The sequence below is a fragment of the Novosphingobium rhizosphaerae genome, assembly GCF_050920675.1.
GTDB classification, from domain to species: Bacteria; Pseudomonadota; Alphaproteobacteria; order Sphingomonadales; family Sphingomonadaceae; genus Novosphingobium; species Novosphingobium rhizosphaerae.
The window spans coordinates 3,395,375-3,421,354 of the sequence record NZ_CP137861.1 but is presented as its reverse complement, the minus strand read 5'-3'; the positions used below and the strand labels follow the sequence as shown (position 1 = coordinate 3,421,354).

Below are 25,980 nucleotides of genomic sequence, written 5' to 3'. Positions count from 1 at the left end.
CCGGCGCTTGCTCCGGCCCGGCCCCGCAGTGCATGGTTGGGGTTGTCCCCTTGCCAAGGCTCTTGCGCGCTTGACCGATCTTGCCCCCATTCTGGCGACCATCGCGGTCTATGTCGGCGTGTTGAGCGTGATCGGCTGGCGGGCAGACCGGCGGCCGGCATCCGCCGCGGGCGCGTCGGGGCGATGGCGCGGGATGCGCTATGGGTTGTCGCTCGCCACGTTGTGTTCCGCCTGGACCTATTTCGGCGCCGTGGGCGATGCCAGCGAGGGAAGCTGGCTGTTCGTCGCCAATGCGCTTGGCCCGGTCCTGGCGTTGACGCTGCTGGCACCGGTGTGGCGCCGTATCGCGCTGCTCGCCAAGCAGGAAAATGTCGGCTCCCTGGCAGATTTCCTCGCCGCGCGCTTTGGCAAGAGCCGGGCGTTGGGCATTCTTGCCTCGCTCGTGGCAACGCTCGCGGCGCTCCCCTACATCGCCCTGCAACTCAAGGTGCTGGCCGATGTATGGGGCTTTGCCTCCGCCCGCCGTGACAGCGAAGGCGCAAGTGCGCTGGCGATCGTGGTCGTACTGGTGGTTTTGGCGATGGCATTTGGCACGCGGCGGCCCAGCCTGACCCAGCACAGCCGCGGCTTCGTCAGCATGATCGCGGTGGAATCGCTGGTGAAGCTTGCCGGTCTTGGTGCGGTGGCAGCCTTGGTCGTCATGCTGATAGCCGGCGCAGTTGCGGGCGGCACGACGGCGGCGACGCCGCATCTGTCGGGCGTGTTGCCGCCCTTGCAGGCGGCCGCGCTGCCAAGCTTTGCCACGCTCACCGCCTTGTGCACGATCACCGCCTTTACGCTGCCGCGCCAGTTTCACCTGGGCTTTGTGACATTGGAGCGCGCCGAAGACATTCGGTGGGCGCGGCGGGTGGTTCCGGCCTATTTCGCGCTTTGGGTGCTCGCCACGCTGACGATTGCGATGGGCATCCGCGCCGGCTTGGGTGGCACGGGCGTGGCGCCCTACTTGCAACTGCTCGCCATTCCGATGCAGCGCCAGGAAAGTGTCGTGTCGGCGCTGGCGCTGCTCGGCGGCCTGTCGGCGGGCGGGGCGATGGTGGTGGTCGAACTCACGGCCATTTCGGCCATGGTGTCCAACGAGGTAATCCTGCCGATCCTGGCGGGCCAGTTGCGCCGATGGCGTGCGGACCAGGCGATCGGCGCCGTGGTCGTTGCCGTGCGCCGGGTCACCGTGGTGCTGCTGGCCGCCCTGGCCTGGTTCTATTACCTTGGCATTCGTGACATCCAGAGCCCGACCGAGCTTGGCCTTACCGCGCTGACCGCGTCGGCACAGCTGGTTCCGCCGCTGATCGGCGGGATATACTGGCGTCGCGCCCACGCGCGCGGCGCCATTGCCGGGGTGGCGGCGGGCATCCTGGTCTGGCTGGGCACGATCGCCATCCCTGCGTTCACCGCGGCAGCCGGGCCGGTGTCGGGGGGCGGCAGCGGCATGTGGCCGGTGGCGCAGGCGCTGTTCGTCAACCTTGCCATCTTCGCCAGCCTGCTGATCAACACCGCGTGCTTCATCGCTTTTTCCCTGGGCGCGCGGCCGCGCCTGATCGACGAAATCCAGGCCAACCGGTTCGTGCTCGATCCCGTGGCCGTGGACGAGCGCGGTGGCCATGACATCGGCGCCAGTGTGGGTGACTTGCGCCGGCTGCTCGAACAGTTCATCGGCGTGGCCGAGACCCAGCGCACGCTGGCCGATTTCCACGCGCAGTCCCGCCGCACGATTGCGCCCGATGCGGCGCCGGTTTCGCCCGCGCTGGTCCGCGCTGGCGAGCGCGTGCTGGCCGGCGTGATCGGGGCGCCCTCTGCACGCAACGTGGTGGCGATCGCCATGGCCCAGGGCGGCCGGGATGCCGAAGAGATCGGTCGTATTCTCGATGAGGCCAGCCACGCCGTGCAGTTCAGCCGAGAACTGCTGCAGACCACGCTGGAAAGCCTGCCTCAGGGGGTCTGCGTGCTCGACGCCGAAGGCCAGCTTGTGGTGTGGAACGCGCAGTACATGGCCCTGATGGGAATTCCGCCCGATACCGTGGCCGTGGGGCGCAGCCATGGCGGGCTGCTTGCGGCCGCCGGCCTTGCGCAGATGCAAGGCCCGGCGATGCAGGCCAAGACCGAGATCACCCGTGCCGACGGGCGCGTTCTGGCCGTCTCCCGCAAGGTGATCGCCGGGGGCGACGTGCTGCTGACGGTGGACGACGTGACCGAGATCAAGCGGGCCCAGGCGATCCTGACCCAGGATCGATCGGTGCTTGAGAAGCGCGTGGACGAGCGCACGCGGGCGTTGACGCATGCCAACAGCGCGCTGGAAGAAGCACGCCGCGCGGCTGAGCAGGCGACCCGGGCGCAGCGCCGTTTCGTGGCTGCGGCCAGCCACGATCTGGTGCAACCTATGCATGCCGCGCGCCTGTTCATCGGCAACGCCACGCTGGGCGTCAGCGGTGCCGAGCAGCGCGATCTGCTGGAAAAGGCGGACCAGGCGGTGGAAGGCGCGCACCGCATGCTCCAGGCGCTGCTAACGCTCTCGCGGCTGGAACTGGGCGCCTTGCAACCGCGCCAGGAGGCGGTCGACGTCAACGCCGTGATCCATGCGCTGGCGGCCGAGTTTGCGCCGGTGGCCGCGGCGCGCGGGCTGCAGCTGGTTGTCCTGCCCACCCGGCACTGGGTGCGCAGCGACCGCGACCTGCTGCGCTCGATTCTGCAGAATCTTCTGGTCAATGCGCTGCGCTATACTCCGCAAGGGCGGATCGTCATGCTGGCACGCCGGCGCGGCGCGATGCTGCGGATCGAGGTGCGCGATAGCGGGGTGGGCATGGCCGAGAGCGAGCTGCCGCTGGCTTTCCGCGAGTTCAGCCGCCTGCCCGAGGGGCAGAGCCTGGCCGAAGGCACAGGTCTGGGCCTGGCCATCGTGGCGCGGATCGCTGGCGCCTTGGGGCATCCGCTGGATGTCCATTCGCGGAAAGGTGCTGGCAGCGTCTTTGCCTTGCATGGGCCATTGACGCCGGCGGCGCCGCGCGTTGCTGTGTCGGTTCCGGCGATGGCCGATCTTGCCGGCATCCGCGTGCTGTGTCTTGACGATGACGCCGACATCCTCATCGCCATGAGCGCGCTGATCGAGCGCTGGGGCGGTGTGGTGACCCGGTGCCGAACGCTCGCCGAAGTGCCGGCCAACGGGGCATGGGACGCGGCCATTGCCGATTACCTGCTGGACGAAGGCAACGGGCTCGACTTGCTGCGCACGCTTGCCGGGCGCTGCCCGCTGCGCATTCTCGTCACCGCGACGGCCGATGAAAGCTGGGGCGAAACCCTCGAGGCCGAAGGCATCGTGCTGCTCGACAAGCCGACCCCGCCACTGGCGCTGCAAGCGTTGCTGGTGCGCCACGCCCCCGCCGCGGCCGGCTGACAAGGGGCCGTGGCGCGGCGCTCAGTCGCGCATCGCCGCCAGCAGTTGCGCGCGGGTCTGGACCCCGAATTTGCGGAACAATCCGGTAAGGTGGTACTTGATCGTCGCTTCGGTGAGGCCGAGTTCGTAGGCGATCTGCTTGTTCATCAGCCCGCGCTGCACCCCGTCGAGGATGCGCCCCTGCGTCGGGGTAAGGGGCTCGCGCGCGGCATCGCTATCAAGCGAGACGAACCACGCCTCGCCGGCAAACAGGCTTTCAAGCGCGGCCGATAGCTCCTCCACGCCCGCCGCCTTTGACAGGAACCCTGCCGCCCCGCAGGCGCGGGCAGTGAGCACGGTCTCGGCATCGTCGGTGGCCGAAACGATCGCCACGGTCGCTGCGGGCGCGTGGGCTTTGAGGCCGAGCAGCCCGGCCACGCCCTGGCTATCGGGCAGCTTGAGATCGAGCAGCACCAAAACGTTGCGATCATCGGGAGAAAGCGCCTGCCGCGCGGCGCCCAGCGTGTCGTATTGCTCGATTTCCAGACCCGGCGCGATCTGCATCACCGTTGCGGCCAGCGCCTGGCGGAACAGCGGGTGGTCATCAACCAGCAGGACACGCAGGCGAATGGCTGCCGCAGACTCATCGGGGGCTGGTTCGGGCCCGCTGTGCATTGCGTAAGGTCCATTGTTGCTTGGGCGCCAAGCCTACTCGGCCTTGGTGCGGGCGGGCAAGCGGTGGCCGGCTCGACCTATGTCTAGGCGCTTTTGCCTGCCGGGCAAGCTAAGCGACAGGCCGGGGCCGCTGCTGCGGCTGCAATGAAGAAAATCAATAGGGAGTGAGCGATGTCCGAATGGCGGAAACCCGCGTTTGCGGAAACGATGAGCCGTGCCCGGTCCAAATCCGATAGATGCGCCGCCGGACTGCCGCTGCGCACCGGCCTGTCCGGCCTGGCGATGACAATGGCCTTGATGCTTGCGCCTGCGGCACAGGCCCAGGCAACGAGCCAGGGCGCCTCGCCGGCGCCTTCGGCCGTGGCGCCATCCGCCACCGGCGCTTCGGCTTCGCCCGACGTTGCCGGGCCCGATATCGTCGTCACCGCGTTCAAGCGTGCCGAAACCTCGCTCAAGGTGCCGGCGGCGATCGCGGTCCTGGGCGGCGCGGATCTGCGCACCGTGGGCGTCAATTCGGTCAACGATGTGCAGAACCTGGTGCCCGGCGTGGTTGTGGGCAACGGTTCGTTCGGCACCAACGTCACCATCCGCGGCGTGACCAGCAGCGACCAGACTTCCAAGGGTGAGTTGGGCATCGCGTTCAACATCGATGGCGCGTTCATCGGCCGCGGTCAGGAGCAGGGGGTTGCCTTCTTCGACATCGACCGCGTCGAAGTGTTGCGCGGGCCACAGGGCACGCTTTACGGGCGCAGTTCCACCGGCGGCGCCATCAACGTGATCACGCGCAAGCCGGTGCTCGACCGGTTCGAAGGCTACGCCCGGGTGGAAGCCGGCAATTACGACACCCGCCGGGCCGAGGCGGCAATCAACATCCCGATCTCCCCTATCCTGGCGGTGCGCATTGCGGGCAACATGAACGATCGCGATGGCTACCTCCGCCCGGTGGACATCACCGTCAGCGGCGCCACCGGCACGACGCGCCTGTCCGCAGCGGGCCAGCCGGCCAAGGGCGACCAGAAGGACCGCACAGGGCGTTTCTCGGTTCTGCTCAAGCCCAGCGATGATTTCAGCGCCACGCTGGTCACCACCGTCGGTCATATCGGCGGCGTTGGCCCAGGCAACGCGCTGCTGTCCAATCTCGAGGCCGGCGGGCAGAAGGCGTTCGAGATCATCCCCAATCCGATCCCGGCCTATCAGGATAACGACTTCGTCAACGTCAACGGGCAAGTCACCGCCCGCGCCGGCGGGGTGCAGTTCGACGTGCTGGGCAGCTATCAGCATTTCAGCGCGCGCAACCAAGTGACCGGCAACGCCAACCCCTATGACACCGGCAGCGCCGATGCGCCGGGTGTGTTCCTGCTCGACCAGTATACCGGCCGCTTCGCCACTTCGCAGGTGGAAGCACGCATCTCCAACGCCGAACCGGGCGTGATCGATTACGTGGCGGGCGTGAACTACTATTACGAGAAGATCCACGAGAGCGACCACAACTGGAAAGTGCCGGTCGACACCTGGACCGACACGTCGACCTGGCTGACGGCGATCGATCCCGTCAACACCACCACGCACAAGTCCTACGGCGTGTTTGGCCAGGCCACCGTGCACTTGTCCGACCGCTTCAGCGCGATCGGCGGGCTGCGCTATAGCAACAACGAGAACGCCCGCGTCGGCACGTTCGCGGTCAACGTCGCCACCGCCAGCAACCCGGCGTGCACTTATCCCAACGACTGCATCGGCGGGGCCAACAGCGGCAGCGAGAAAGACCACAAGGTGACCTGGAAAGTCGGGCTCAACTACCAGGCAACCCCGAACGACCTGTTCTACGTCTCGGTCGCGACGGGGTTCAAGGCGGGCGGTTTCAACGATTATGACCCTGCCACCGGCGCTTCGGTCGTGCCCTATGGCCCGGAGTCGATGACCGCTTACGAGATCGGCTACAAGGGGCGCCCCGCGCGCGGGCTGACCTTTACCTCCAGCGCCTATTACTACGACTATGCCAAGGATCAGATCAACGGTCTGGCGCTGTTCGTGGGTGCCGCGGGTGTTACCGGCGTGCTCTATACCCAGTTGGCGCCGGTCGAAATTTATGGCTGGGAGAACGAACTGCGCTACCAGGTCGACCGCAACACCGCGGTCAACATTGGCGCGGCCTATGCCCACTCGCGCATCCGCTCCCTGAAGACCGGCTACCTCGGATATCTTACGGGCGTCTTTGCAGACTGGTCTGGTTATGCGCTGCCCAACCTGCCGGCCTTCACGCTCAACGGGGCGCTGACGCACACGATCGATCTTGCCAACGGGGCGCAAGTGCGGCTGCGCGCGGCAAGCAAGTACAGCACCTCCTACCTGCTCAGCGACTATGCCAATGCCGTGCAATACCGCCAGAGCCCGTTCACCCGCAGCGACGCCAGCATCACTTATGCGACGCAGGACGATGGACTGACCGTGCAGCTTTTCGTCGAGAACATCGAAAACAAGCTGCAGAAGACATTCGGACCCAACGGCTACAACGGAACCTACGGTGGCTTTACCGGCAGCGTCGCCGCGCCGGAAGCCGATGGCACCGCCTTCCCGGTCGGGTCGGTGAATTTCTCCACCTCGCTGCCTCGGCTGTATGGCGTGCGCCTTGGCGTGAAGTTCTGATCGATGGCCGCGGGGCATCGCCTGACCCGGCCCCGCAGCACAAAACTCATGCAAACGGAACCCGTGCCACCCATGGCCACAACCCAGACCTGGTCCACCCGCGGCATCGCCGTGATGTGGCTGTGCTTTGCCCTCAACATGGTGGACGGCGTCAATGTCTTCGTTCTCACCTACGTCGCCCCTGCGCTCCAGCGGGCCTTTGGCGTTGGTGCCCCCGCGCTGGCGGTGGTGTTCAGCGCGGGCCTGGTAGGCATGGCGATCGGCGGGCTGGCGGTCGCGCCGCTGGCCGATCGCGTCGGGCGGCGGCCGGTGGTGCTCTTCGCGCTGGTGCTGATGGCCGCCGCGATGATGGCAAGCGGGCTGGCCACCGGCATCGTCACGCTGGCGCTGGCGCGGATTTTCGTGGGTATCGGCATCGGCGCGGTGCTGGCCAGCATCACCGCGCTTTCGGCCGGGTTCGCGCCCGATGCGATGCGCCACGTGGCCACCGGCGTGCCCCAGGCGGGCTATCCGGTGGGGGCGACGCTGGCCGGCTTCGTGGTGGCCCGGCTCCTGCCGCTCCAAGGTTGGCAGGCGATGTTCATTGGCGCCGGGCTGGTAAGCCTGCTGTTGCTCCCGGTTTGCTGGTATGCGCTTCCAGAGGCGCCGCGCGGCAGCGAGGAATTGGGGCGCCGTGAAACCGCCCAGGTTGGGATTGCAGCGGCGCTTGGCGGCCCGCGGCGGCGCAACACGATGCTATTGTGGCTGTGCACGATCAACGGCTTCATGGCGCTCTATTTCATTGCCAGCTGGATCACCAAGCTTGCCATCCAGGCCGGCCTTGCCCCCACCGATGCGATCATTGCCAGCGCTATCTACAATGCCGGCGCTTTCGTCGGCACGATCGCGCTCAGCTTCCTTGCCACGCGCTGGAACCTCAGGTGGCTGATGTTCGCGATGCTGTGCGGCGCCAGCGTGCTCTTCGTGGTGTTCGGGGCCATGGCCATGCCGCTCGCCGGCGTGCTCACCGTCTGCTTCCTGATCGGCATCACGCTCCAGGGCGGCGTCAATTGCAACTATCCCCTGGCCGCCACGGTCTATTCGGCGCCCGTGCGCGCCACCGGCATCGGCTGGGCCATGGGGATCGGCCGCGGCGGCGCGCTGCTGGGGCCGATGATCGGGGGCTGGGCGATCGGGCTCGGCCTTCCGCTCGTGGCGATCTTCGGCATGTTCTGCCTGCCGATGCTGATCACCGGTCTATGTGCCCTGGCCATCCGCGAGGGCCGACCGTGACTTTCATTCCCGCGCGCTCGCAAAGGACTGTTCCCATGTTGAAGCGATGTTTCGTGCTGCTGGCGTTCGTGCTGGCGTTTCTGACCGCCGCAGCGCCGGCAACGGCGGCTGTTCCGGCCAAAGCACAGCCGGCTGCGCCCGGCCTTGCCAAACTGGCGCCCGTGGCGCCGGCGATCGATTGTGCGGCGCTGGCCAAGGTCGATCTCACCCGCGTGGCCGGTGCGACCACGCAGACCGCCGAGGTCGTTACCGGCACGCATCCCTATTGCCGGGTATCGGGCACGGTCGCGCCCGCTATCCGCTTCGAGGTGCGCCTGCCCCTGTCGGGCTGGACCCAGCGCTATCTCCAGACCGGCTGCGGCGGGCTTTGCGGAAACCTGCGCATCGATGCCGGCAAGGCGGATGGCTGCGCGCCGGTGACCGATGGCGCCATCGTGCTTGCCAGCACCGACATGGGCCACCAGGGCATGGATGCCGCCTGGGGCGCCAACCCGCAGCAGCGCGAGGATTTCGCCTGGCGGGGCGTGCATCTCACCGCGCTGGTCGCCAAGGCATTGACCACGGCGTTCTATGGCCACCCGCCCCGCTATTCCTACTTTTCGGGCTGTTCGGACGGCGGGCGCGAAGCGCTGATGGAAGCGCAGCGTTTCCCGCAGGATTTCGATGGTATCGCCGCTGGCGCCCCGGCGCTGCATTTCTCCGTGCAGAATTCGTTCCATCACGCCTGGCTGGCCCGTGCCAACACGGCGGCAGACGGGCAGCCCATCCTGCTTGCCGCAGACTTGGCCCCGCTGCATCGCGCCGCACTGGCCGCCTGCGATGGGCTTGACGGCTTGGTCGATGGCCAGATCACCGATCCACGCACCTGCCGCGTCGATCCTGGCGTCCTGCTGTGCAAGGGCGCCTACCAGCCCGGCCGCTGCCTGACCCTTGCCAAGATCGAAACGGCGCGCGCCATCTATGCCGGCGCCCGCACGGCAGAGGGTCAAACCCTTGAAGTTGGCCCGCTGATGCCGGGCAGCGAACTTGGCTGGGCCGGCGTCTTCGTGCCGGTAGCGCCTGGCGCGCCGCTGTTGAGTGCGATGATCGCCGGGCAGGCCATCAATCACCTGATCTTCGCGCCTGGCGCCAGTCCGGGCTTCACCCCGCAGACCTTCCCGTTCACGGCCGAGACGCAGCGCAACGAACAGGCAGCCCGTGCGCTTTACGACGCCGATGATCCACGCCTTGACGCGTTCGCTGCGCGCCGGGGCAAGTTGATCCTCTGGCATGGCTGGGCGGACCCGCACATCAGTCCGCTCAACAGCATCGACTATTTCGAACAGGTCGGTGCGGCGATGGGGCCCGATCGGCGCGATGCGTTTGCCCGCCTGTTCCTGTTTCCCGGCATGGGGCACTGCTCGGGCGGAGATGGGCCGAACACGTTCCCGCTCCTTGCCGCGCTGATGGCGTGGGTGGAGGGCGGCGCTGCGCCGGACCGGCTGGTGGCGCATCGCAGTTCACCCACGCAAGATGGGCAGCCCATGCCACCGGCGGGCCTCCGTCGGGGGGAAGGTGGTTTGCCGCAAGCCGGTGGCCCGGCCATGCCGCCGCCTGCGCCGCAAGCGTCCTCCCCCGCGCTGGCGCCGCGCAGCCGCCCCGTGTTCCCCTTTCCCCGCGTGGCCCGCTACATCGGCCACGGATCGATCGATCGTGCCAGTTCGTTCGCGCCGGCCTTGCCCGCCGCTCCGTCAACGCCAACGGATTGAGCCCGGCATGGGGGGAATGCGCTTGCGGCCTTACCGCAACGTGCGGATGTCCCCTCTGCCCGCCTGCGGGCTGGGCGCTAGACCTGGCGCACCCCGAATAGGTGGCGGCGCACGGCCACCAGGTGCTCGCGCATCGCCCGTTCTGCTTCCGCAGGGTCATGCTGGCGGATGGCCGCCACCACGTGGGCATGGTGCGCGTCGGTATCGGTCTTGGGGCCAGGTTCTGCGCCGAAAACCTGTTCCAATCGCCGGTCGAGCGTGGCTTTCATCTGCGTGCGCAGCGTATCGTAAAGCAGCACCAGAAGGACGTTGTGCGCCGCCTTGGCGATTTCCCGGTGCAGCCGTTCATCCAGCCGCTTCCAGTGAAGGAAGCTGGGCGGCTCGGCCATGTCGGCAAGGCAGGCGTCCATCGCAGCCAGATCTTCGTCGGTGGCGTGGATGGCGGCTTCGGCGGCCAGTTGCGGCTCCAGGATCAGGCGCGCGCCCAGGATATCCCCCACGCTGAATGACGCTGCGAAATCGCGCACTTCCACCATCTGGCGCGGCCCGATGAAAGTGCCCTTGCCGACATGGCGCCAGATCGCGCCTTCCTCCTCCAGCCGACGCAACAACGTGCGCAGCCGCCCGCGCGAGACGCCCAGCGTTTCGCCCAGGCGCGGTTCGGGCGGCAGCCGTTCTTCACCCCGCGCGGCTGTTTCATCCAGCAAAGCGCGCAAGCGGGCAAGGTCTTCGTCTTCGGCCAAGAAATCCTCCGTAGCCACGCCGTATCACAGCCGGCCGCTGCACGATATCCAATCAATATGAAAATTGACATGCATCAATCACGGATATACGCCTGATCAAACCGGTCTGGACTCGGGTGTGGCCGGCACCACGAAAGGATCGCTTCATGCTGCCAGTGCCGCAAACCCTGCTGCTTTCGGACGCCGATGTCCGTTTGGCGTTTGACTGGGCGGCAGGGGTCGATGCCTTGGCGGCTGCCTATGGCGCGTCCGTGGCCGCGGCCCAGTTTCCACCGCGGACGATGGCGCGCGGCAATGGCTTGTGGCTGCGTACGCTGTCGGGCGTGCTGCCTGGCCAGAAGGTGATCGGCGCAAAGCTGATCGCCGCGTCGATGACGGCACAGGCCGCGTCCTATCTCATCCCGCTGTTCGACGGCGCGACCATGGCATTGACGGCATTGCTCGACGGCGCTTCCGTGACGGGGCTGCGCACCGCGGCAACGTCTGCGTTGGCGGCACGGCGGCTGTGCCGCGAGGTTGCGCCGCGCGTGGCGGTGATCGGTTCGGGTTTCGAAGCGCGCACGCATCTTGAAGCCCTGGCGCGTTCCGGCGCGCTGGGCGCGGCGCAGGTGTTCAGCCCGCGCGAAACGAGCCGCGCCGCGTTTTGCCAAAGCATGGCGGAAAAGGGCATCGCGGTGACGGCTGCGGAAAGTGCCGAGGCGGCTGTGGCGCAGGCCGACCTGGTCCTCTGCGCGGCACGATCGCGCGATGAAAGCCCCACCGTGCTGGGCAACTGGCTGCGGCCGGGCATGACCGTGATCTCGATTGGATCGACCCTGCCCGAGCAGCGCGAACTCGATCCCGAGGCAATCGCCCGGGCGGACCTGATCGTCGCCGACATGGTCGAAGAAGTGGCCGATGACACTGGCGACATGATCGCGGCCAGCCAGGCGGGCGTGGCATTTGCCCACAAGGTGGTGAGCCTAGAGGCCGTGATATCAGGCACGCATCCGGGGCGCACGGTGGCAGAGCAGATCGTGCTCTACAAGTCGGTCGGCGCCGCCATCCAAGACCTCGCCATCGCCGCGCTCTGCGTCGATCGGGCCCGCGCTGCCGGTCTTGGCACTTCCATTCCCGCTCAGGTCCGCCCGGTGGACAAGAGCAAGTAAGAGGACGGTCTCCATGCCCAGCTATACCCGCTCCGACGCCCGCGCCTGGGCGCGCGACAAGATGCTTGGCGTCGCCAACGTGGTCATCCCCACGATGACCGGCGATTTCAAGCGCCTCAACGAGGCCGCCGTGCGGCACGATGTGGAACAGACCATCGCGCACGGCTTCGTCGGCACCCTGGCCTGTTCGGAAGTGGCGATGACAATGGCGGAATACCGTCGCTTCGTGGAAGTGATGGTGGAGCAGGCCGCCGGGCGCATCTTCGTGGTGCACCATGCGGTGTTCAACACCCTTGAAGACAATATCGAGGCTGCCTTGCTGGCCCAGGCCGCCGGCGCGGAACTGGTTCTGCTCGGCTATCCGCCATATTTCTATCCGCAATCGCTGGAAGAAGTTTATGCCTATACCAAGGTGTTCTGCGATGCGGTGGACATGGCCGTGATGCTGTTCCCCATTCCCACCTGGGGCTTTGGCCGGTTCAGCCCGATCGACATGCCGATAGACCTGCTGCGCCGCCTGGTCGACGATTGCCCGAACGTGGTGGCGATCAAGGCCGAAGGCGGGATGCCCAACATCATGGGGCCGATCGAGGTTCACCGCGCGTTCCATGATGAAGTCGTGATCTCTTTCCCGATGGAGCACGAATTCATCCCGCTGGCCCAACTGATCGACGTGCCGTTCTGCGGCACCAACTTCTCGGCCTTTTTCGGCCCGGTGCTCCCGCGGGTGTTCGCGTTGCTGCAAGCCCGGCGCTTTGACGAGGCGACGGCCGAATTTCATCGCATCGATCCCGCGCGCAAGGCGTTTGCCAGCGTGCCGCAGGCCGGCAACGGCCTGATCAACCGCATGATGTGGAAGTATGAAGGCTGGCTGCAGGGTTACAACGGCGGGCCACTGCGCCACCCCACCGCGCGCGTCTATCAGCGCGACATGGTCGCGCTTCGGCGGGGGCAGGAAGCGGCGGGGCTGCATCCCACCGCCGATGCCGACGCGCTGTTCTTCATCGGCCGGAACCCGGCGTGAAAGGAGCCCTTATGGACAAGCTCACTGTGCTGCCGCTCAAGGATGCCACGCTTCTGCGGCAGGCGATGCTGGTGGATGGCCAGTGGATCGGCGCCGACAGTGGCGAGACGATCGAGGTGCGCAATCCCGCTACCGGCGCGCTGATCGCCTGCGTGCCCAGGGGTGGCGCGGCCGAAACGCGGCGTGCGATCGATGCGGCGGCGCGCGCGCTGCCCGCGTGGCGTGCGGCGCTGGCCAAGGATCGCGCCGCCATCCTGCGCCGGCTGTTCGATCTGATGATCGCGAACATCGATGATCTGGCGCTGCTCATCACCTCGGAGCAGGGCAAGCCCCTGGCCGAAGGGCGGGGCGAGGTTCTCTATGCAGCCAGTTTCATCGAGTGGTTTTCCGAAGAAGCGAAGCGGGTCAACGGGCAGGTCATCCCGCAGAACCTGCACGGCCGCCGCATCTTGGTGCAGAAGGCGCCAGTGGGCGTCTTTGCCGCGATTACGCCGTGGAATTTCCCTGCCGCGATGATCACGCGCAAGGCGGGGCCGGGCTGGGCTGCCGGATGCACGGGCGTAATCAAGCCGGCCAGCCAGACGCCGCTTACCGCGCTGGCGCTGGGCGTGCTGGCCGAGCGCGCGGGGTTGCCGGCCGGGGTGTGCAACATCGTCACCGGCAGTGCAGGCGCGATCGGTGCGGAATTGACCGCCAGCCCGCTGGTCCGCAAGCTGTCGTTCACCGGATCGACCGAAATCGGCGCGAAGCTGCTGCAACAGTGCGCGCCTTCGATCAAGCGGACCAGCATGGAACTGGGCGGCAACGCGCCCTTCATCGTGTTTGACGATGCCGACCTGGAAGGCGCCATCAAGGCGGCGCTGGTAGCCAAGTATCGCAACAGTGGCCAATCGTGCATCGGCGCAAACCGCTTCCTGGTGCAGGCCGGGATTCACGACGCATTTGTCGCGCGGTTGGCAGAGGAGACCGCGCGGCTCAAAGTGGCCGCTGGAACGCAACCCGATGCCGCCATCGGCCCGCTGATCGACGAAGCCGCGCTTGCCAAAGTGGAGGAGCACATTGCCGACGCCGTTGCCAGGGGGGCGAGCGTGGCCGCAGGCGGCAAGCGCCACCGGCTGGGCGGCAATTTCTTCGAGCCCACCGTGCTGGCCGATGTGCCACGCCAAGCCAGGATATTCGGCGAGGAAACCTTCGGGCCGGTCGCCCCGGTGTTCCGCTTCGAAACCGAGGACGAGGCCGTGGCCTTGGCCAACGATACGCCGTTTGGCCTTGCTGCCTATGTCTGCGCGCGCGACGTTGGCCTCATTTTCCGTGTCGTGGAGGCGCTCGAATTCGGCATGGTGGGGGTAAACGAAGGCTTGATCTCCACCGAAGTCGCCCCGTTCGGCGGGGTCAAGGCTTCCGGGCTCGGCCGGGAAGGCGCGCAAGTTGGCATCGAGGAATACCTGGAGACGAAATACGTCGCGCTGGGCGGCCTCTGAGCGATTGGCGTTCGGGCACCACCGGCAGGCGCGCGACATGCTTGTGCAATTGATGCGCGGCGGCCAGGTACGGTCGCTGCGCATGGCCGCCGTGCTGCGCGATCCGACGCAGAACATTTTCCTGCGTCCCGGCGATCTTGTCACCCTGGACCACGCACCGCAAAGAGTGGTCGTGCTGGGCGCCACCAACAAGCAGAGCGAGGTGTTCTTCGGCAAGGCGCGGCTGACCTTGGCCGAGGCGATCGGCAATGGCGGCGGCCTCGCCGATCGGCAGGCCGCCCCTTATGGCGTCTATGTCTTGCGGTACGAACGCGCGGATATCGCGGGGCGCCTGCGGACCGCCCCGCTGCCCGACTATCTGACGCTGGGCGACACCGTGCCAGTGGTCTACCACGTGGACTTCCGATCGGCCGAAGGCATGCTGCTGGCGCAAAACTTCCAGATGCGCGACCTTGATATCGTCTATGTGACGACGTAACCGTCGGTGCAGATCGGCAAGCTGGCGGTACTGCTCAACTCGGTCACGTCGATCTTCAAGTGCAACTCATACAACGCGTTCAGGCGGTCAAGTCGCCTCGATATGGCGCGCGATCTGGGCGAGGGTGGCGAGATCATCGGTGTTGCCGCCGGCGCTGTCGATCAGGCCGGCAAGACGCAGCCAGGCCGCGCGATCGGCGCTTTCGTAATGCGCGGGAAGCGATAGCTCCCCCTCGCGCGTGGCGACCACGGCCAGGGCCGGGTCCCATTCGCTGCTATCGGGAAGCACGATCCGGCGCATGCGATCCAGGCTGTGTATGCGCAGGTCGCACGTCAGCTGGCCGGGCGTTTCGACCGCCGTGAATGCAATCTGGGCACCGGCGCCGGCAAGCCGTCCACGCGCGATCGTGGCACTGGGCATGGCGCTCTCGGTCACCACGTGCTCCACCGGGCCCACAAGCGTCGTGACAAAGTGCAACTGGTCGAACAGGGCCAGCGCGTGCGGCCGGGCAGAGCGGCCGGTCGTCAGGCAATCGATCAGGACCGGTGCCTCGTCCGCACTGGCGGCCGAGCGCAACTGCGCGACCGTGGCGTGCGACGACCATTGGCCGCGCACCACGACCGTTGCACCTTGTGCCTGGGCGGCCGCGCGGACCTGCGCGATTGCCGTGGCCGGTGCCGGGCGGGGGCGATCGAGCACGATGCCCCGGGTGCCATGGGCAAGCGCGGCGAGGACAGCCGCGCACCAGTCACCGCTGCCGCTGATCGCCCGTGCCTGTGGAGGTTGCCCATTTGCGGCCAGGGCCAGCGTGTCGGGCAGACTGGCAATAACGGTCGCCAGGACGTGGTCGGTTCCGGTGTCGGCACAGACGAGAATGGGGCGGGAAGCTGTCATGCGGCGTGCTCCATGGCCCAGGCGCTGCACCGGTCGGCCAAGGTCACGGCCAGGTCGATGTCCTCGACCGCTGCGGCGAGGCCGTGCAGCGGCGCGGCGCCAGCGCAGACCACGTCGTGAAGCTGGACCCATTGGGCGAGATAGCCATTGGCCGTGACCGGCGGAACGATCGCCGTCCCACTATCAGAAACCAGCGTAACCCGGCCCGATCCCGCGGGCACATAAGATGGGGTGAAATCCACGCGCACTTCAGCGTCCGCGCCAAGAAAGGCCATCGACCATTCCGACCAGCGGTGGGTGTGAAGCGTTGCGGTCAACTGGACCAGGCGCCCGCCGATGGCGAGATGGATATCGTAGGCGAAGGGGGGCAGCGGCCGGGCCGAAAGGACACGCAGATCGCCCCAGTCCGGCACGATTTCGCGGATCAGCGGCAGTTCGTGCACCGCCAGCCCGATGATCGTGGCGCGCATGATCGCCGCCCGCACCGGCGCCACAGAGAGATCGAACGGCGGCGGATAGCCCTTGCGGCCGATAATCTGGCCGGACCAGTCTTCGAACAAGGGATTGGGCGGCAGCACGATGGTGGAGCGGATCATCGTGGCCGCCGCCATGTGATCGCGATGCCGTGCCAGTGCCGCCTGCCATGCCGGATCGTAGACATGCATCGTGCCGACCTGGACATGGCCACCGGTGCGCCGCGCGCAGTCGAGAATACGTTGCGCGTCGCCAGCGGAGGTGGCGAGCGGCTTTTCGACCAGCACCGCCTTGCCTGCCTCCAGCGCGGCGATCGCATGGTCGGCATGAAGGTCGGACGGCGAATTGATCGCAACCACCTCAACCGCCGGATCGGCCAGCAGGGCGTCCACGTCGGTACCGGCCCGCGCGCCGTGCCACGCGGCGACATGCGCGGTGGTCGATGCGGTGCGGCCGGCGATGTGAACCACGCGAAATCGGTCGCGCAGGCGCATCAGGGTGGGCAGATGAAGCCCCTGGGTAACCGGCCCGGTGCCGATAATCCCGACACCCAGTATTCTTGACATGGTTTTCCTCCGAGGGCCGACGTCTATGTCGCGGCGGTGCCGTGAACGGCCGCCAGCCACTGATCGAGGATGTCGGCCGTGGCGATGCTGCTGGCCAGGTCCAGCTGCGGATAGGACAGTTCACGGCGGCCTGCGGTGATCGCGGCGTTGCAGGCATCGAACTGGAAACTGTAAAGATCGCGCGGTTCGGTCAGCGGCAATTCCTCGACGGTGCCATCGTTGGCCACGTGCCGCACGATCTTGGTGCCGCCGGTCACCCCTGTGCCGAACCAGAAGTCGTCCACTTCCAGACGGCCACGGGTGCCGATGATCGAAAGCACGTTGTCCTGAACGAGTGCGATCGAGCACGAAACCTGCGCGACGATGCCATTGGCAAAGCGCAGCAGGGCGCTGGATACTTCGTCCACCCCGGTCGGGCCGATCAGCCCCTCCGCACTGAGGGAAACCGGCTGCACGGCGCGGTCGGCCTCGCGATAGCCGGCAATCAGGCAGGCCATCGTCACCGGGTAGCCGCCGACGTCGAGGATCGCCCCGCCGCCCAGGTCCTTGGCGAACAGGCGATGATCGGCGCCGCCGGTGGGATGGGCAAAGCCAAAGCTGGACTTGATCAGAACGACGTCACCGATCGTGCCGCCGCGTACAAGGTCGAGCAGGAACGTGGTGAGCGGGTGGTGGCGGTACATGTAGGCTTCGGCCAGGAACGTATCGTTGGCGCGGGCAGCCGCAACCATTGCGCGGGCTTCCGCCCCGTTCATCGCCATCGGCTTTTCGCTCAGCACGTGCTTGCCCTGCGCGGCAGCGGCGATGGCCCAGCGCGCGTGGAAGGGGTGGGGCGTTGCGATATAGATCGCATCGATGCCAGGATCGGCGAGGAGTTCCTCGTAATCGTCGAACACCCGAGCGCCGGGAAACGCGCGCCCGAGCCGCTCGTGATCGGGCGAACGCGATGCGACTGCGACGACTGCGCCTGACGCGCAGGCAGCGGCACTGCGGAAGAATTCGCGGGCGATCGTGCCGGGGCCAAGGATGCCCCAACGAACCGTGCTCATGCCATGGTCCTTTCGCTGCTGGCCTGATGGGCGCGCAGCGCGCCAAGCGCCTCGATCGCCAGGCGGTGATCGTCTTCCTGCGGCAGCCCGCTGATGCCCAGCGCGCCGATCGTTCCGGTGCCGGCAAGGCGGATCGGCACGCCGCCGCCGTCCGCGATGTGATCCCGCAGATCGAGACCATGGCGTTCGAACAGGCCGGGCTCGCGCCGGAAGGTGAGGCCCAGGACATACGTGCAGCGTTCGAAACGCATCACCAGCGCCAGCTTGCGGCGAAGCCATTCGCTGTTGTCGGCCGAGGCGCCGGGCAGGAGGCAGGCGAACAGCGTGGCCACGCCACGGCGGATCTCGATGGCGATGGGCAGGTTTTCGCGCGCGGCGCGCTCGCGCAGATAGCAGCCCAGCCACCAGGCATCGTCCAGGTCGAAATGCGCCAGTTCGAGCGCCGCGACTTCTGCTTCGATCCGCGCAATCGCCAGGTCGCTATCGTGGTGTGGCTCGTCCATGCTTGGTCCCCTTGGTGCCCGTCCCGGTCCGGGCAGTCGCTATCTGATCATTGATTGAATGCAACTGGTTTGTCCAGGATCCTGCTGCGTTCGTTGGATTCAAAAGCCTTGCAGTAAATTTGATCGCCGATTAAATGACGCTCAGGGTCACCCGTCCATCGGCATGGAGCGGGACCAGGGAACACGGGGCTCGACACGGGCCCAGGGAGTTGATGATGACAGCCTCGTTCAAATATGGCGTTTCGCTTTACAGTTACACCGATGACTTCGGCACGATCATGGGGCTTGAGGAAGGCTTTGATGCCGTTGCCGGGACCGGTGCAACCGGGATCGAGATACTGGGCGAAGCGCATGTGAAAGGCTACCCCGAACCGTCGAGCCAATGGCTCGACACCTGGTTTCGACTGCTCGACCAATACCAGCTCGAACCGACCAACATGTGTTCCTGGGTGGACACGCGCCTGCATCTTGAACGCAATCTCACGGTCGAGGAAGGCGCGGGGGAACTGGAGCGCGACCTCACGCTTGCCCATCGCCTGGGCTTCAAGTTCCTGCGCCCGAAGTTCGGCGTGGTGACGTCCGATCTCGATCCCGATCCGATCTGGGAAGGCGCGGTCGAACGCGTGCTGGATCTGGCGCACAAGCTCGACATCGTGATCTGCCCGGAAATTCATGCACCCACGCCGATCAGCCATCGCGTGACGCAGAACTATATCCAGTTCATCGAGCGCACCGGCACGAAGAATTTCGCGCTGCTAATCGATTTCGGCATTTTCCAGGATCGCCCGCTGCCGTTCTGGCCGCAGGAAACGCCCGAGATGCGCGAATTCGACACCGCCTTTCTCAACGGCATCAAGGTCAATCCCGAGGAACTGCTCGATATCATCCAGTACGTGGCGTTCATCCAGGCCAAGTTCCATCACATCAACGATGATCTGGAGGATGAGCATATCCCGCTGCCGAAGGTTATCTCGGCGCTCAAGCGCGCCGGGTATTCCGGCTATTTGTCGAGCGAATACGAAGGCGTGCGCGATCCGTGGGTCGCGATCGACCAGGTCCGCCGGCAACAGTTGCTGATGCGCAAGCTCGAAAAGGATTTCGACGAAGGCCGGCTGGCCTGATCGCTCGATCCATCGCTCCAGATAACAGGAAATCACACATGTTGCTTGAACAAGCGCCGATCCAGAGCACGGGATTCAGGAACTATGGTCCCGTCGATGCGCGCGAAGGCTTTGAAATCCGCATCCGCACGCCCAACTACCGCGGCTTCCGCATCTCGCTGCTCGACGGGGTCGACGTGGCGGTCGACGGGGAGCGCTTTGGGTATGAAAACAACCTGTTCGCGCTGAACGGGCGGACCTTTTCGCTCGAAGAACTGCGCGCGGCGTCCGACGTGCGCTGGGAACTGGGCGATCCTGCCACGATCATCGTGCCCCGGCCCGGCGGTCTCGAACCGGGTATCCACCAAGTCTACGTGGGCTGCCGCGTACGCTATCCCTATTTCCCGCCCAAGTTGCAGCCGCACACGATGCCTTGGAACCGCCTGCTGACGATCGTCCTGCCCTGACCGCCTTGGCCCCTGGGCACTGCAGGGCCCGGGGGTTGGCCGCACACGGCGTCGGAAAACAGAGAGGGGCTGGACATCGCGCGATGTCCAGCCCCTCTCTGTTTCGGTGCCGCCGTTGTCAGCGCTTGGCGATCACGCGTGGCAGATGGCGGATCGGCTCGATCGTGACGTTGCGAAAGAACGCTTCGGCGCCTTCAGACTGCAACTGGATGCGCCCGTGCGTGAGGGGCTGGGCGGGAGAACCGGGTGTGGCGCGGGTGCGCATGCCGGTGGCCGCGAGAACCGGGACACCGTTGACCACGTGCACGGCGGCATCGCCGACGACGTAGAGGTCGATCGTGTTCCACTGCCCCAGCGGGCGTTCCGCGTCGGAAGCGGCATCGACATCGAAAGCGACGTTGCCCACCTCGGCCGGCGTGCCATCAGGCATGAAGCGACGCCACGGATAGGGGATCGTGCGATCGCTACCGACCGTCGAGCGGGCGCTGACGTTCCAGAAGATATCGTTGAACGAGGTTGCCTTGCTCGAATCGCCCGGGGTCAACAGCATGCCAAAGTGCTGTGGCACGAGTTCGAATTCGATCGAGGGGCTCCAGGTCTTGAGGAACGAGCCCTGCTGGCCATGGGCGTGATAGAGAATGCCATTGTTGCGCGGGATCGTGCCAAGCTGCCAGGTGCCCCACTTGAATTCGGCATGCAGGTGATAGGCGTGATAGTCGCCCTTGGTGATCAAGGCGCCAAAGATCTTGCCACTGACGCGCAACGCCGGGCGCCCGTCTTCCTGCACCACGCTGAAAACGCCGGTGGCGTCGCGGTTGAGGCCGATCGGGCGGTCCTTGGTGAAGGCATAGGTCATCATCGGTTGGGGCACGCCGAGCCAGGAATCCCACCCATCGAAATTGCGCCCGTTGAACAATGCAATGCGGCGGCCGGCGGGCTTGGGAATGCTGACCAGCGTGAGTGGTTGTGCCTGGAACGGCTTGTCCTTGGCCACAATCGCCTGCTGTTCGGGGGTGGAGCCATCGGGGGCCATGGATTGCGCCGCAGCCGGAGGCGACGCCGCAATCTGGGCAAGGCCGAGGGCGAGCGGAGCGACGGAGCGGAGGCGGTGTGATCGGAACATCGAATAGGGTCCTGTCATCATCGGACGGCTAATGGCCCGGCAGGGCGGCGGTCGGGGCGGGCGCCGGTGGCGTAAGGCAATCTCTCCCGGCGGATCTTCGGTTTAATCAGTGATTACATTGCGGGCAAGGGGCCAATTTTCGCGACTTGCGCGGCATGGGGCTATGCCGTGATCAGATGGTCGCTGGCATTGCCGGCGTTTGATGATAGGTAAGGACCGGAAAATTCAGAGGGACGCCATGAGCGAGAAAAAGCCGTATCATCGGGAAGATTTGAGAAACGATCTCCTCAATGTCGGGCGCGAATATGTGAAGCAAAACGGCCACATCAACCTGTCGATACGCACTTTGGCCCAACAAGTGGGCGTATCACCCGGCGCCCCGTACTATCACTTTCCCGACCGTCGCTCGTTCCTGCTGGCGCTGGCCAAGGAAGGATTTCGCGACATGCTGGCGGGCACCACGATCGTCGTTGCCAGCAAGATGGCGCCCGAGGAAAAGCTGCGCCGCATGGGGGTGCTGTTCATCAAGTTTGCCGACGACAATCCAAACCTGATCGACTTGATGTACGAAAGCGAGTTGACCATGCCGACGCTCGATCCCGGCCTGCTCGAGTTCCAGCTGATGGGCCACGATGCGCTGCGTAGCCAGATCGTGGCGGCATTGCCCGGCATTGCGGATGCGGAGGCCGATGTGCGCAGCGTGGCGTTCTGGTCGGGCATCTATGGTTTTGCAACGATGCGCCGCAAAGGGGTGATCCGTCCCCATGATCCGCGCACGCTGCCCTCGATTGATATTGCCGAGGCACTGGTGGATCGCTGCCTGCTGTCAGCACTTTCCGACGGTTTGCCAACGTCAACGCATTCCTGAGCGCGGCTTGACAAGAGGACCGACGCGACAGCGGCAGGTCCTCGCATGGCCGGACAGCCGTAATTCAAATTGAGAAATCGGCCGATTAGCAGGCGGTTCGGCAGGTGTGCCCGATGCCCGGATTGAGATGGTTGCCGGGGTCGAGCGCGGCATAGTGGGCGGCCAGCGCGGGCTTGGCATGATAGAGATGGCCGACGTTGTGTTCGGCTGGGTATTCCGCCCCGCGCGCGTCGAGCACGGCCCACATGCGGTGTTCGGTTTCCAGTGGGTCGACGCCCTGCTTCAAGATGTAGTCCTGATGGAACACGTGGCAGAAGAAATGCCCGTAATAGAGCGCGATTTCGATGCCATCGGCGATTTGTGCCGGCAATTCCTCGCGCCACTGACGATCGTTGCGGCGCAGCGCGATATCGAGCGCGATGATCTCGCCGCAGTGGCGGGCATGCATGATCCGATAGCGGATCGCGGCGCCTGCCACGGCGAAGCGGTGCAGGAACGCCTTGCGCGCTTCCAGCGGGGTGCAGGCGAACATCGCCCCCGTGGCGCTGGGGAACATGGTGTCGAGCACGGCCCGCGCCTCGGCAATGCCTGGTCCGGCCATCTTGAGGATGAGATGATGCCCGTAGCGGTCGCGCCAAGCGCGCATCCGCGGGGGAAGATGCTGGGGCAGCAGGCGGCTGATCCCCTGCATCAGTTTATCCGACAGGTGATCGGGCAGGATGCGCATGCGCCGCGCCCAGCCATCGACGGCTGCCTTGAGCGCGAACAGCGCGGGAAGGCGGTCGGTGCCCAGCCGCTCGATCGCGACGAAGATATCCTTGCCGTATCGTGCGGCGACATCGAAGGCATCGCGGTGGATATATTCGCCCGAAACCGGCAGGTCGGCGCATTCGGCCAGGATACGCCGGCGCAGCGTTTCCAACTCGTCTGGATCGTTGGTGCCGATGTAGAACGTGGCGGCATCGGCTTCCTGCACAAAGGTATCGAGCCGCACGGCCAGGACCATGACTTTGCCGGCGCTGCCCGATGCTTCGAACAGGTGGCGCGGATCGGCGTTGAAGCGTGCGGGCGTGGGGGCATCGATGGCCCGCACCGTTTCGGCATAGCCGCGCGCGGACGCCGCGCGGCCTTCGTCATGCACAAGGTCGTCGGTCAGTTCGCCCCTGGCCAGGGTTTCGAGGACGGCACGCGGATCGGTGCCCAGCGCGATGCCAAGGTGATTGACCAACTCGACCCGGCGATCCGCCGTCACGCGCGCAAACAGGGCATATTCGGTATAGGCCGGGCCACGCTGCACCAGCGCTCCGCCAGAATTGTTGCAGACCCCGCCCACCACGGAGGCGCCAAGGCACGAGGAACCGATCACCGAATGTGGCTCCCGCCCAAGGGGCGCCAGCACCCGTTCGAGTTCGAACAAGGTGGATCCAGCCAGGCAGACGACTTGCGCGCCGCCGCGCACCACATGGACGCCCTTGATCCGCATGGTGTTGATGATCACCACGGGGCGATCGTATTGGCCATCGGGTGTCGAACCGCCGGTGAGGCCGGTGTTGGCGGCCTGGACGATGACGATCACGCCCGCGGCGATGCAGGCGCAGAACGCATCGTACTGCTCGAGCGGGGTGCCGGGGCGCACCACCGCCAGCACCTCGCCGCCACCATGGCGAAAACCGGTATCATAGCGGCGCGTGCGGCTGCGCCCGGTCAGGACGTGCCGTCGCCCGACGATGGCGCGCAGCGAATGAACAAGCGAGATGATCGATCTCCGGCAGTCTCGGCGGGGCGGTTCGCGCCTCAGGAATAGGGCCAAGCGGCGCGCGAGAACACCCCGCCGTCGACCCACAGGGTCTGGCCGGTAACATACCGCGCGCCCGGGCCGGCGAAGAACAGCACCGGCCCGGCGATATCCTCGGGCGTGCCGACACGGCCCAGCGGTGTTATCGGCGCCCAACTCGCGGCGTAGTCGGGCGCTTCCTCGGCGGTTCGCTCGGTCGCGATCGCGCCGGGCGCCACGCAATTGACGGTGATGCCATAGCGGCCCAGCTCGACCGCTGCGGACTTGGTGAATTGCTCGATCCCGCCCTTGGAGGCGGTGTAGGACACCAGGTTGGGGAAGGCGAGCTTGTTGCAGCCCGAGCCGATATTGACGATCGCGCCACCTTGGCCGGCCTCGGCCATGATGCGGCCGACGACCTGGGTGTTGAGGAAGCAGCCCTTGAGATTGGTGCGCAGCACATCGTCCCACTGGTCCTCGGCAAGATCGAGCAGCGGTGCCCAGGCCTGGATGCCGGCGTTGTTGATCAGGAGACTGGGCGGCTGCCCAGCCCAGGCGATCGCGGCGCCAACGAACGCTTCCACTTGCACCTTGTCGCCCACGTCGCAGGCCAGGGCGCGTGCGGCATGGCCACGGGCAACAAGGTCTTGTGCCAGGGCCTCGGCCGGTGCGGGCGACGCGCGGTAGCTGAACGCCACGGCATAGCCGGCCTCGACCAATGCCGTGACGAGATGGTGGCCGATCCCGGTGCTGCCGCCGGTCAACAGGGCCAGGGGTTTGCTCACAGGCTCATTCCTCCATCGATGACCATGTTGCTACCCGACATGAAGCGCGCCTCGTCGCTGGCGAGCAGGACGGCCGCGGCCGCGATTTCGGCTGTCTCGCCCAGGCGCCCCATCGGCTGGCGCGCCACGAAGGCGCTGCGCGCCGCTTCGGCATCGCCGGTTGCAGCAAAGCGGTCAAGCAGCGAGGGCGATTCCACCGTGCCGGGGCTGATCGCGTTGCAACGGATGCCATCGGCGATGAAATCGCGTGCGACGGCCATGGTCAGGCCGATCACCGCGGCCTTGGTCGTGGCATAGGCACAGCGATTGGGAGCAGCCATCACCGACGATACCACCGAGGCGATGTTGATGATCGAACCCTCGCGCCTTTGCAGCATGCGTGGCAGGAATGCCTGGATAGTGCGCACCATCGACGTCACGTTGAGATCCACGCTGCGCGCGAACTCGGCCATCGAGCAGTCCAGGATCGACCCGTTGGCGACATAGCCGACGCAGTTGACGAGCACTGCGCAATCGGGCCATTCGGCCGCCGCCTGTGCCACCGCGCAGTCATCGGTGACATCGAGTGGCACGGCGGTGATCGCCGACGAGGCGAAGCTTTCGGAAAAGCGCAAGTCGGCGGCCGCAACCCGCGCGCCTTCGGCGGCGAAGCGATCGGCGATGGCGCGGCCGATGCCCTGCGCCGCCCCGGTGACGAAGCAGGTCTTTCCTGCCAGGCGCCCGGCCATCGCCTCAACGCCCCTCGTTCCAGGCGATGACCCTGTGCTTCTGGGTACCGAGCTTGTCGATGCCCAGTTCGATCACATCGCCTTCCTGCAGGTAGACGGGGGGCTGCTTGCCCAGTCCCACGCCCGGCGGGGTTCCGGTGGTGATGATATCACCGGGTTGGAGCACCATGAACTGGCTGAGATAACTCACGATCGTGGCGCAATCGAAAATCATCTTCGCGGTGTTGCCGGTCTGCATGCGCTGCCCGTTGACGTCGAGCCACATGCCCAGTTGCTGGGGATCGCCCACTTCGTCTGCCGTGACCAGCCATGGGCCGATCGGGCCAAATGTTTCGCAGCCCTTGCCCTTGTCCCACGATCCGCCGCGCTCAAGCTGGAACGCCCGCTCCGACAGATCGTCGCACAGCAGATAGCCGGCAACGTGGTCGAGCGCCTGCGCGGGATCGACGTAGGACGCGCGCGAGCCGATCACGATGCCCAGTTCGACTTCCCAATCCATCTTTTCCGAATTGCGCGGACGGCGCACCTCGTCGTTCGGGCCCTGGATGCAGGACACCGCCTTGGTGAACACGACCGGTTCGGCCGGGATCGGCATGTTCGATTCCTCGGCATGGTCGGAATAGTTGAGGCCGATGGCGATGAACTGTTGCGTGCCGACCAGCGGCCTGCCCAGGCGCGGCGTGCCCGGAACGATCGGCAGCGATGCCGTGTCGAGTTGGCTCAGCCATTCCAGGCTCGCGCGGGAAAGCACATCAGGGGTGATGTCGGGGACATGGGCCGTAAGGTCCCGCAGCGCGCCTTCCCGGTCGACGATGCCGGGCCTTTCCTGGCCCAAGGGGCCGAACCGAACCAATTTCATGGTGATCTCCGCGATGGGGTCGCAAGGCTGAGCGGCGGGGCGCCGGCCTTGCACCTATTGAATGTATCTAATCAATGATCAGGTGTGGCGCATAGCCAAAAGCCGTGGTGAGATAAAGACGCTTTCTTCGTTCGTTGGGAGCGGGCGCTCGTGG

22 protein-coding genes are annotated in these 25,980 nt (G+C 66.2%); 11 read left to right on the top strand and 11 right to left on the bottom strand.

The genetic code is table 11. The features are described 5' to 3' along the window. Nucleotides 1-70: 70 nt before the first annotated feature. Entirely contained in the window at nucleotides 71-3,445 is a 3,375-nt protein-coding gene (locus R9J51_RS15520; protein ID WP_179504985.1) for an ATP-binding protein, read from the top strand. Between the two features lie 21 nt (nucleotides 3,446-3,466). Here R9J51_RS15520 and R9J51_RS15515 read toward each other — a convergent pair whose 3' ends face one another. Continuing rightward, nucleotides 3,467-4,099 (bottom strand): response regulator transcription factor, encoded by a 633-nt coding sequence (locus R9J51_RS15515; RefSeq protein WP_179504984.1) that lies wholly within the window; start codon nucleotides 4,097-4,099, stop codon nucleotides 3,467-3,469. A gap of 171 nt (nucleotides 4,100-4,270) precedes the next feature. Here R9J51_RS15515 and R9J51_RS15510 point away from each other — a divergent pair, with 171 nt between their 5' ends. From R9J51_RS15510 to R9J51_RS15500, 3 genes are all read left to right on the top strand, one after another. Continuing rightward, nucleotides 4,271-6,742 (top strand): TonB-dependent receptor domain-containing protein, encoded by a 2,472-nt coding sequence (locus tag R9J51_RS15510; RefSeq protein ID WP_218847405.1) that lies wholly within the window; start codon nucleotides 4,271-4,273, stop codon nucleotides 6,740-6,742. Between the two features lie 72 nt (nucleotides 6,743-6,814). Beyond that, complete coding sequence (locus R9J51_RS15505) at nucleotides 6,815-8,014, top strand: MFS transporter (RefSeq protein ID WP_179504982.1); 1,200 nt, start codon at nucleotides 6,815-6,817, stop codon at nucleotides 8,012-8,014. Nucleotides 8,015-8,049: 35 nt separating this feature from the next. Beyond that, nucleotides 8,050-9,762, top strand: coding sequence for a tannase/feruloyl esterase family alpha/beta hydrolase (locus R9J51_RS15500; protein ID WP_179504981.1), 1,713 nt, complete (start codon nucleotides 8,050-8,052; stop codon nucleotides 9,760-9,762). 77 nt (nucleotides 9,763-9,839) lie between these two features. On the opposite strand, the gene R9J51_RS15495 is transcribed toward R9J51_RS15500, so the two are convergent. Continuing rightward, nucleotides 9,840-10,505, bottom strand: coding sequence for a FadR/GntR family transcriptional regulator (locus R9J51_RS15495; RefSeq protein WP_168555250.1), 666 nt, complete (start codon nucleotides 10,503-10,505; stop codon nucleotides 9,840-9,842). Between the two features lie 146 nt (nucleotides 10,506-10,651). Here R9J51_RS15495 and R9J51_RS15490 point away from each other — a divergent pair, with 146 nt between their 5' ends. The 4 genes from R9J51_RS15490 to R9J51_RS15475 are packed head-to-tail and all read left to right on the top strand — an operon-like array spanning nucleotide 10,652 to nucleotide 14,636. Then, entirely contained in the window at nucleotides 10,652-11,653 is a 1,002-nt protein-coding gene (locus R9J51_RS15490; RefSeq protein ID WP_179504980.1) for an NAD(P)-binding domain-containing protein, read from the top strand. A gap of 13 nt (nucleotides 11,654-11,666) precedes the next feature. Continuing rightward, the gene (locus R9J51_RS15485; protein ID WP_179504979.1) at nucleotides 11,667-12,677 is read left to right on the top strand and encodes a dihydrodipicolinate synthase family protein; all 1,011 of its coding nucleotides are present in this window, start codon (nucleotides 11,667-11,669) and stop codon (nucleotides 12,675-12,677) included. Between the two features lie 11 nt (nucleotides 12,678-12,688). Next, entirely contained in the window at nucleotides 12,689-14,158 is a 1,470-nt protein-coding gene (locus R9J51_RS15480; RefSeq protein WP_179504978.1) for an NAD-dependent succinate-semialdehyde dehydrogenase, read from the top strand. A 37-nt stretch (nucleotides 14,159-14,195) separates the two neighbouring features. Continuing rightward, entirely contained in the window at nucleotides 14,196-14,636 is a 441-nt protein-coding gene (locus R9J51_RS15475) for a hypothetical protein (RefSeq protein WP_179504977.1), read from the top strand. 87 nt (nucleotides 14,637-14,723) lie between these two features. Here R9J51_RS15475 and R9J51_RS15470 read toward each other — a convergent pair whose 3' ends face one another. Genes R9J51_RS15470 through R9J51_RS15455 form a run of 4 tightly spaced genes read right to left on the bottom strand, consistent with a single transcriptional unit; the run spans nucleotide 14,724 to nucleotide 18,122 of the window. Then, a complete protein-coding gene (locus tag R9J51_RS15470; protein WP_179504976.1) occupies nucleotides 14,724-15,530 on the bottom strand; it encodes a hypothetical protein in 807 nt (268 codons plus the stop codon). Then, a complete protein-coding gene (locus R9J51_RS15465; protein WP_179504975.1) occupies nucleotides 15,527-16,570 on the bottom strand; it encodes a Gfo/Idh/MocA family protein in 1,044 nt (347 codons plus the stop codon). The genes R9J51_RS15470 and R9J51_RS15465 overlap by 4 nt, the downstream gene beginning before the upstream one ends. Nucleotides 16,571-16,593: 23 nt before the next feature. Then, nucleotides 16,594-17,619, bottom strand: coding sequence for a Gfo/Idh/MocA family protein (locus R9J51_RS15460; protein ID WP_179504974.1), 1,026 nt, complete (start codon nucleotides 17,617-17,619; stop codon nucleotides 16,594-16,596). Beyond that, a complete protein-coding gene (locus R9J51_RS15455; protein ID WP_179504973.1) occupies nucleotides 17,616-18,122 on the bottom strand; it encodes a heme-degrading domain-containing protein in 507 nt (168 codons plus the stop codon). Before R9J51_RS15455 ends, R9J51_RS15460 begins: the two co-directional genes overlap by 4 nt. A 215-nt stretch (nucleotides 18,123-18,337) precedes the next feature. On the opposite strand from R9J51_RS15455, the gene R9J51_RS15450 reads away from it, so the two are divergent. Together R9J51_RS15450 and R9J51_RS15445 are read left to right on the top strand one after the other, a co-directional pair. Next, nucleotides 18,338-19,243, top strand: coding sequence for a sugar phosphate isomerase/epimerase family protein (locus tag R9J51_RS15450; protein WP_168555240.1), 906 nt, complete (start codon nucleotides 18,338-18,340; stop codon nucleotides 19,241-19,243). Nucleotides 19,244-19,281: 38 nt separating this feature from the next. Continuing rightward, on the top strand, nucleotides 19,282-19,689 hold the full coding sequence (locus R9J51_RS15445) for a C-glycoside deglycosidase beta subunit domain-containing protein (RefSeq protein ID WP_246865933.1): 408 nt from the start codon (nucleotides 19,282-19,284) through the stop codon (nucleotides 19,687-19,689). A gap of 118 nt (nucleotides 19,690-19,807) precedes the next feature. On the opposite strand, the gene R9J51_RS15440 is transcribed toward R9J51_RS15445, so the two are convergent. Next, nucleotides 19,808-20,722, bottom strand: a complete 915-nt coding sequence (locus tag R9J51_RS15440; RefSeq protein WP_179562270.1) for a 3-keto-disaccharide hydrolase — start codon at nucleotides 20,720-20,722, stop codon at nucleotides 19,808-19,810. Between the two features lie 328 nt (nucleotides 20,723-21,050). Here R9J51_RS15440 and R9J51_RS15435 point away from each other — a divergent pair, with 328 nt between their 5' ends. Then, a complete protein-coding gene (locus tag R9J51_RS15435; RefSeq protein WP_179506514.1) occupies nucleotides 21,051-21,680 on the top strand; it encodes a TetR/AcrR family transcriptional regulator in 630 nt (209 codons plus the stop codon). A gap of 85 nt (nucleotides 21,681-21,765) precedes the next feature. Here the strand turns inward: R9J51_RS15435 and dld are convergent, their stop codons facing one another. From dld to R9J51_RS15415, 4 genes are read right to left on the bottom strand one after another with little or no spacing between them, the layout of a single operon-like run. Further along, nucleotides 21,766-23,490 (bottom strand): D-lactate dehydrogenase, encoded by a 1,725-nt coding sequence (gene dld, locus R9J51_RS15430; RefSeq protein ID WP_432787561.1) that lies wholly within the window; start codon nucleotides 23,488-23,490, stop codon nucleotides 21,766-21,768. Further along, nucleotides 23,475-24,239 carry an SDR family oxidoreductase gene (locus tag R9J51_RS15425; RefSeq protein WP_218843493.1) on the bottom strand — a complete coding sequence of 255 codons (765 nt, stop codon included), beginning with the start codon at nucleotides 24,237-24,239 and terminating at the stop codon, nucleotides 23,475-23,477. Before R9J51_RS15425 ends, dld begins: the two co-directional genes overlap by 16 nt. Further along, nucleotides 24,236-24,967: an SDR family oxidoreductase gene (locus R9J51_RS15420; protein ID WP_179504971.1), complete on the bottom strand. Its 732-nt coding sequence runs from the start codon at nucleotides 24,965-24,967 to the stop codon at nucleotides 24,236-24,238. The genes R9J51_RS15425 and R9J51_RS15420 overlap by 4 nt, the downstream gene beginning before the upstream one ends. A 4-nt stretch (nucleotides 24,968-24,971) precedes the next feature. Next, nucleotides 24,972-25,826, bottom strand: a complete 855-nt coding sequence (locus tag R9J51_RS15415; RefSeq protein WP_179504970.1) for a fumarylacetoacetate hydrolase family protein — start codon at nucleotides 25,824-25,826, stop codon at nucleotides 24,972-24,974. Nucleotides 25,827-25,980 lie beyond the last annotated feature (154 nt).

Coding starts and splice junctions, on each gene's coding strand:
- R9J51_RS15490 (WP_179504980.1), top strand. CDS start 10,652: ATGCTGCCAGTGCCGCAAACCCTGCTGCTTTCGGACGCCGATGTCCGT.
- R9J51_RS15470 (WP_179504976.1), bottom strand. CDS start 15,530: ATGACAGCTTCCCGCCCCATTCTCGTCTGTGCCGACACCGGAACCGAC.
- R9J51_RS15480 (WP_179504978.1), top strand. CDS start 12,689: ATGGACAAGCTCACTGTGCTGCCGCTCAAGGATGCCACGCTTCTGCGG.
- R9J51_RS15455 (WP_179504973.1), bottom strand. CDS start 18,122: ATGGACGAGCCACACCACGATAGCGACCTGGCGATTGCGCGGATCGAA.
- R9J51_RS15435 (WP_179506514.1), top strand. CDS start 21,051: ATGAGCGAGAAAAAGCCGTATCATCGGGAAGATTTGAGAAACGATCTC.
- R9J51_RS15500 (WP_179504981.1), top strand. CDS start 8,050: ATGTTGAAGCGATGTTTCGTGCTGCTGGCGTTCGTGCTGGCGTTTCTG.
- R9J51_RS15505 (WP_179504982.1), top strand. CDS start 6,815: ATGGCCACAACCCAGACCTGGTCCACCCGCGGCATCGCCGTGATGTGG.
- R9J51_RS15475 (WP_179504977.1), top strand. CDS start 14,196: ATGCTTGTGCAATTGATGCGCGGCGGCCAGGTACGGTCGCTGCGCATG.
- R9J51_RS15510 (WP_218847405.1), top strand. CDS start 4,271: ATGTCCGAATGGCGGAAACCCGCGTTTGCGGAAACGATGAGCCGTGCC.
- R9J51_RS15420 (WP_179504971.1), bottom strand. CDS start 24,967: ATGGCCGGGCGCCTGGCAGGAAAGACCTGCTTCGTCACCGGGGCGGCG.
- R9J51_RS15515 (WP_179504984.1), bottom strand. CDS start 4,099: ATGCACAGCGGGCCCGAACCAGCCCCCGATGAGTCTGCGGCAGCCATT.
- R9J51_RS15460 (WP_179504974.1), bottom strand. CDS start 17,619: ATGAGCACGGTTCGTTGGGGCATCCTTGGCCCCGGCACGATCGCCCGC.
- R9J51_RS15440 (WP_179562270.1), bottom strand. CDS start 20,722: ATGGCCCCCGATGGCTCCACCCCCGAACAGCAGGCGATTGTGGCCAAG.
- R9J51_RS15450 (WP_168555240.1), top strand. CDS start 18,338: ATGACAGCCTCGTTCAAATATGGCGTTTCGCTTTACAGTTACACCGAT.
- R9J51_RS15465 (WP_179504975.1), bottom strand. CDS start 16,570: ATGTCAAGAATACTGGGTGTCGGGATTATCGGCACCGGGCCGGTTACC.
- R9J51_RS15485 (WP_179504979.1), top strand. CDS start 11,667: ATGCCCAGCTATACCCGCTCCGACGCCCGCGCCTGGGCGCGCGACAAG.
- R9J51_RS15415 (WP_179504970.1), bottom strand. CDS start 25,826: ATGAAATTGGTTCGGTTCGGCCCCTTGGGCCAGGAAAGGCCCGGCATC.
- R9J51_RS15445 (WP_246865933.1), top strand. CDS start 19,282: ATGTTGCTTGAACAAGCGCCGATCCAGAGCACGGGATTCAGGAACTAT.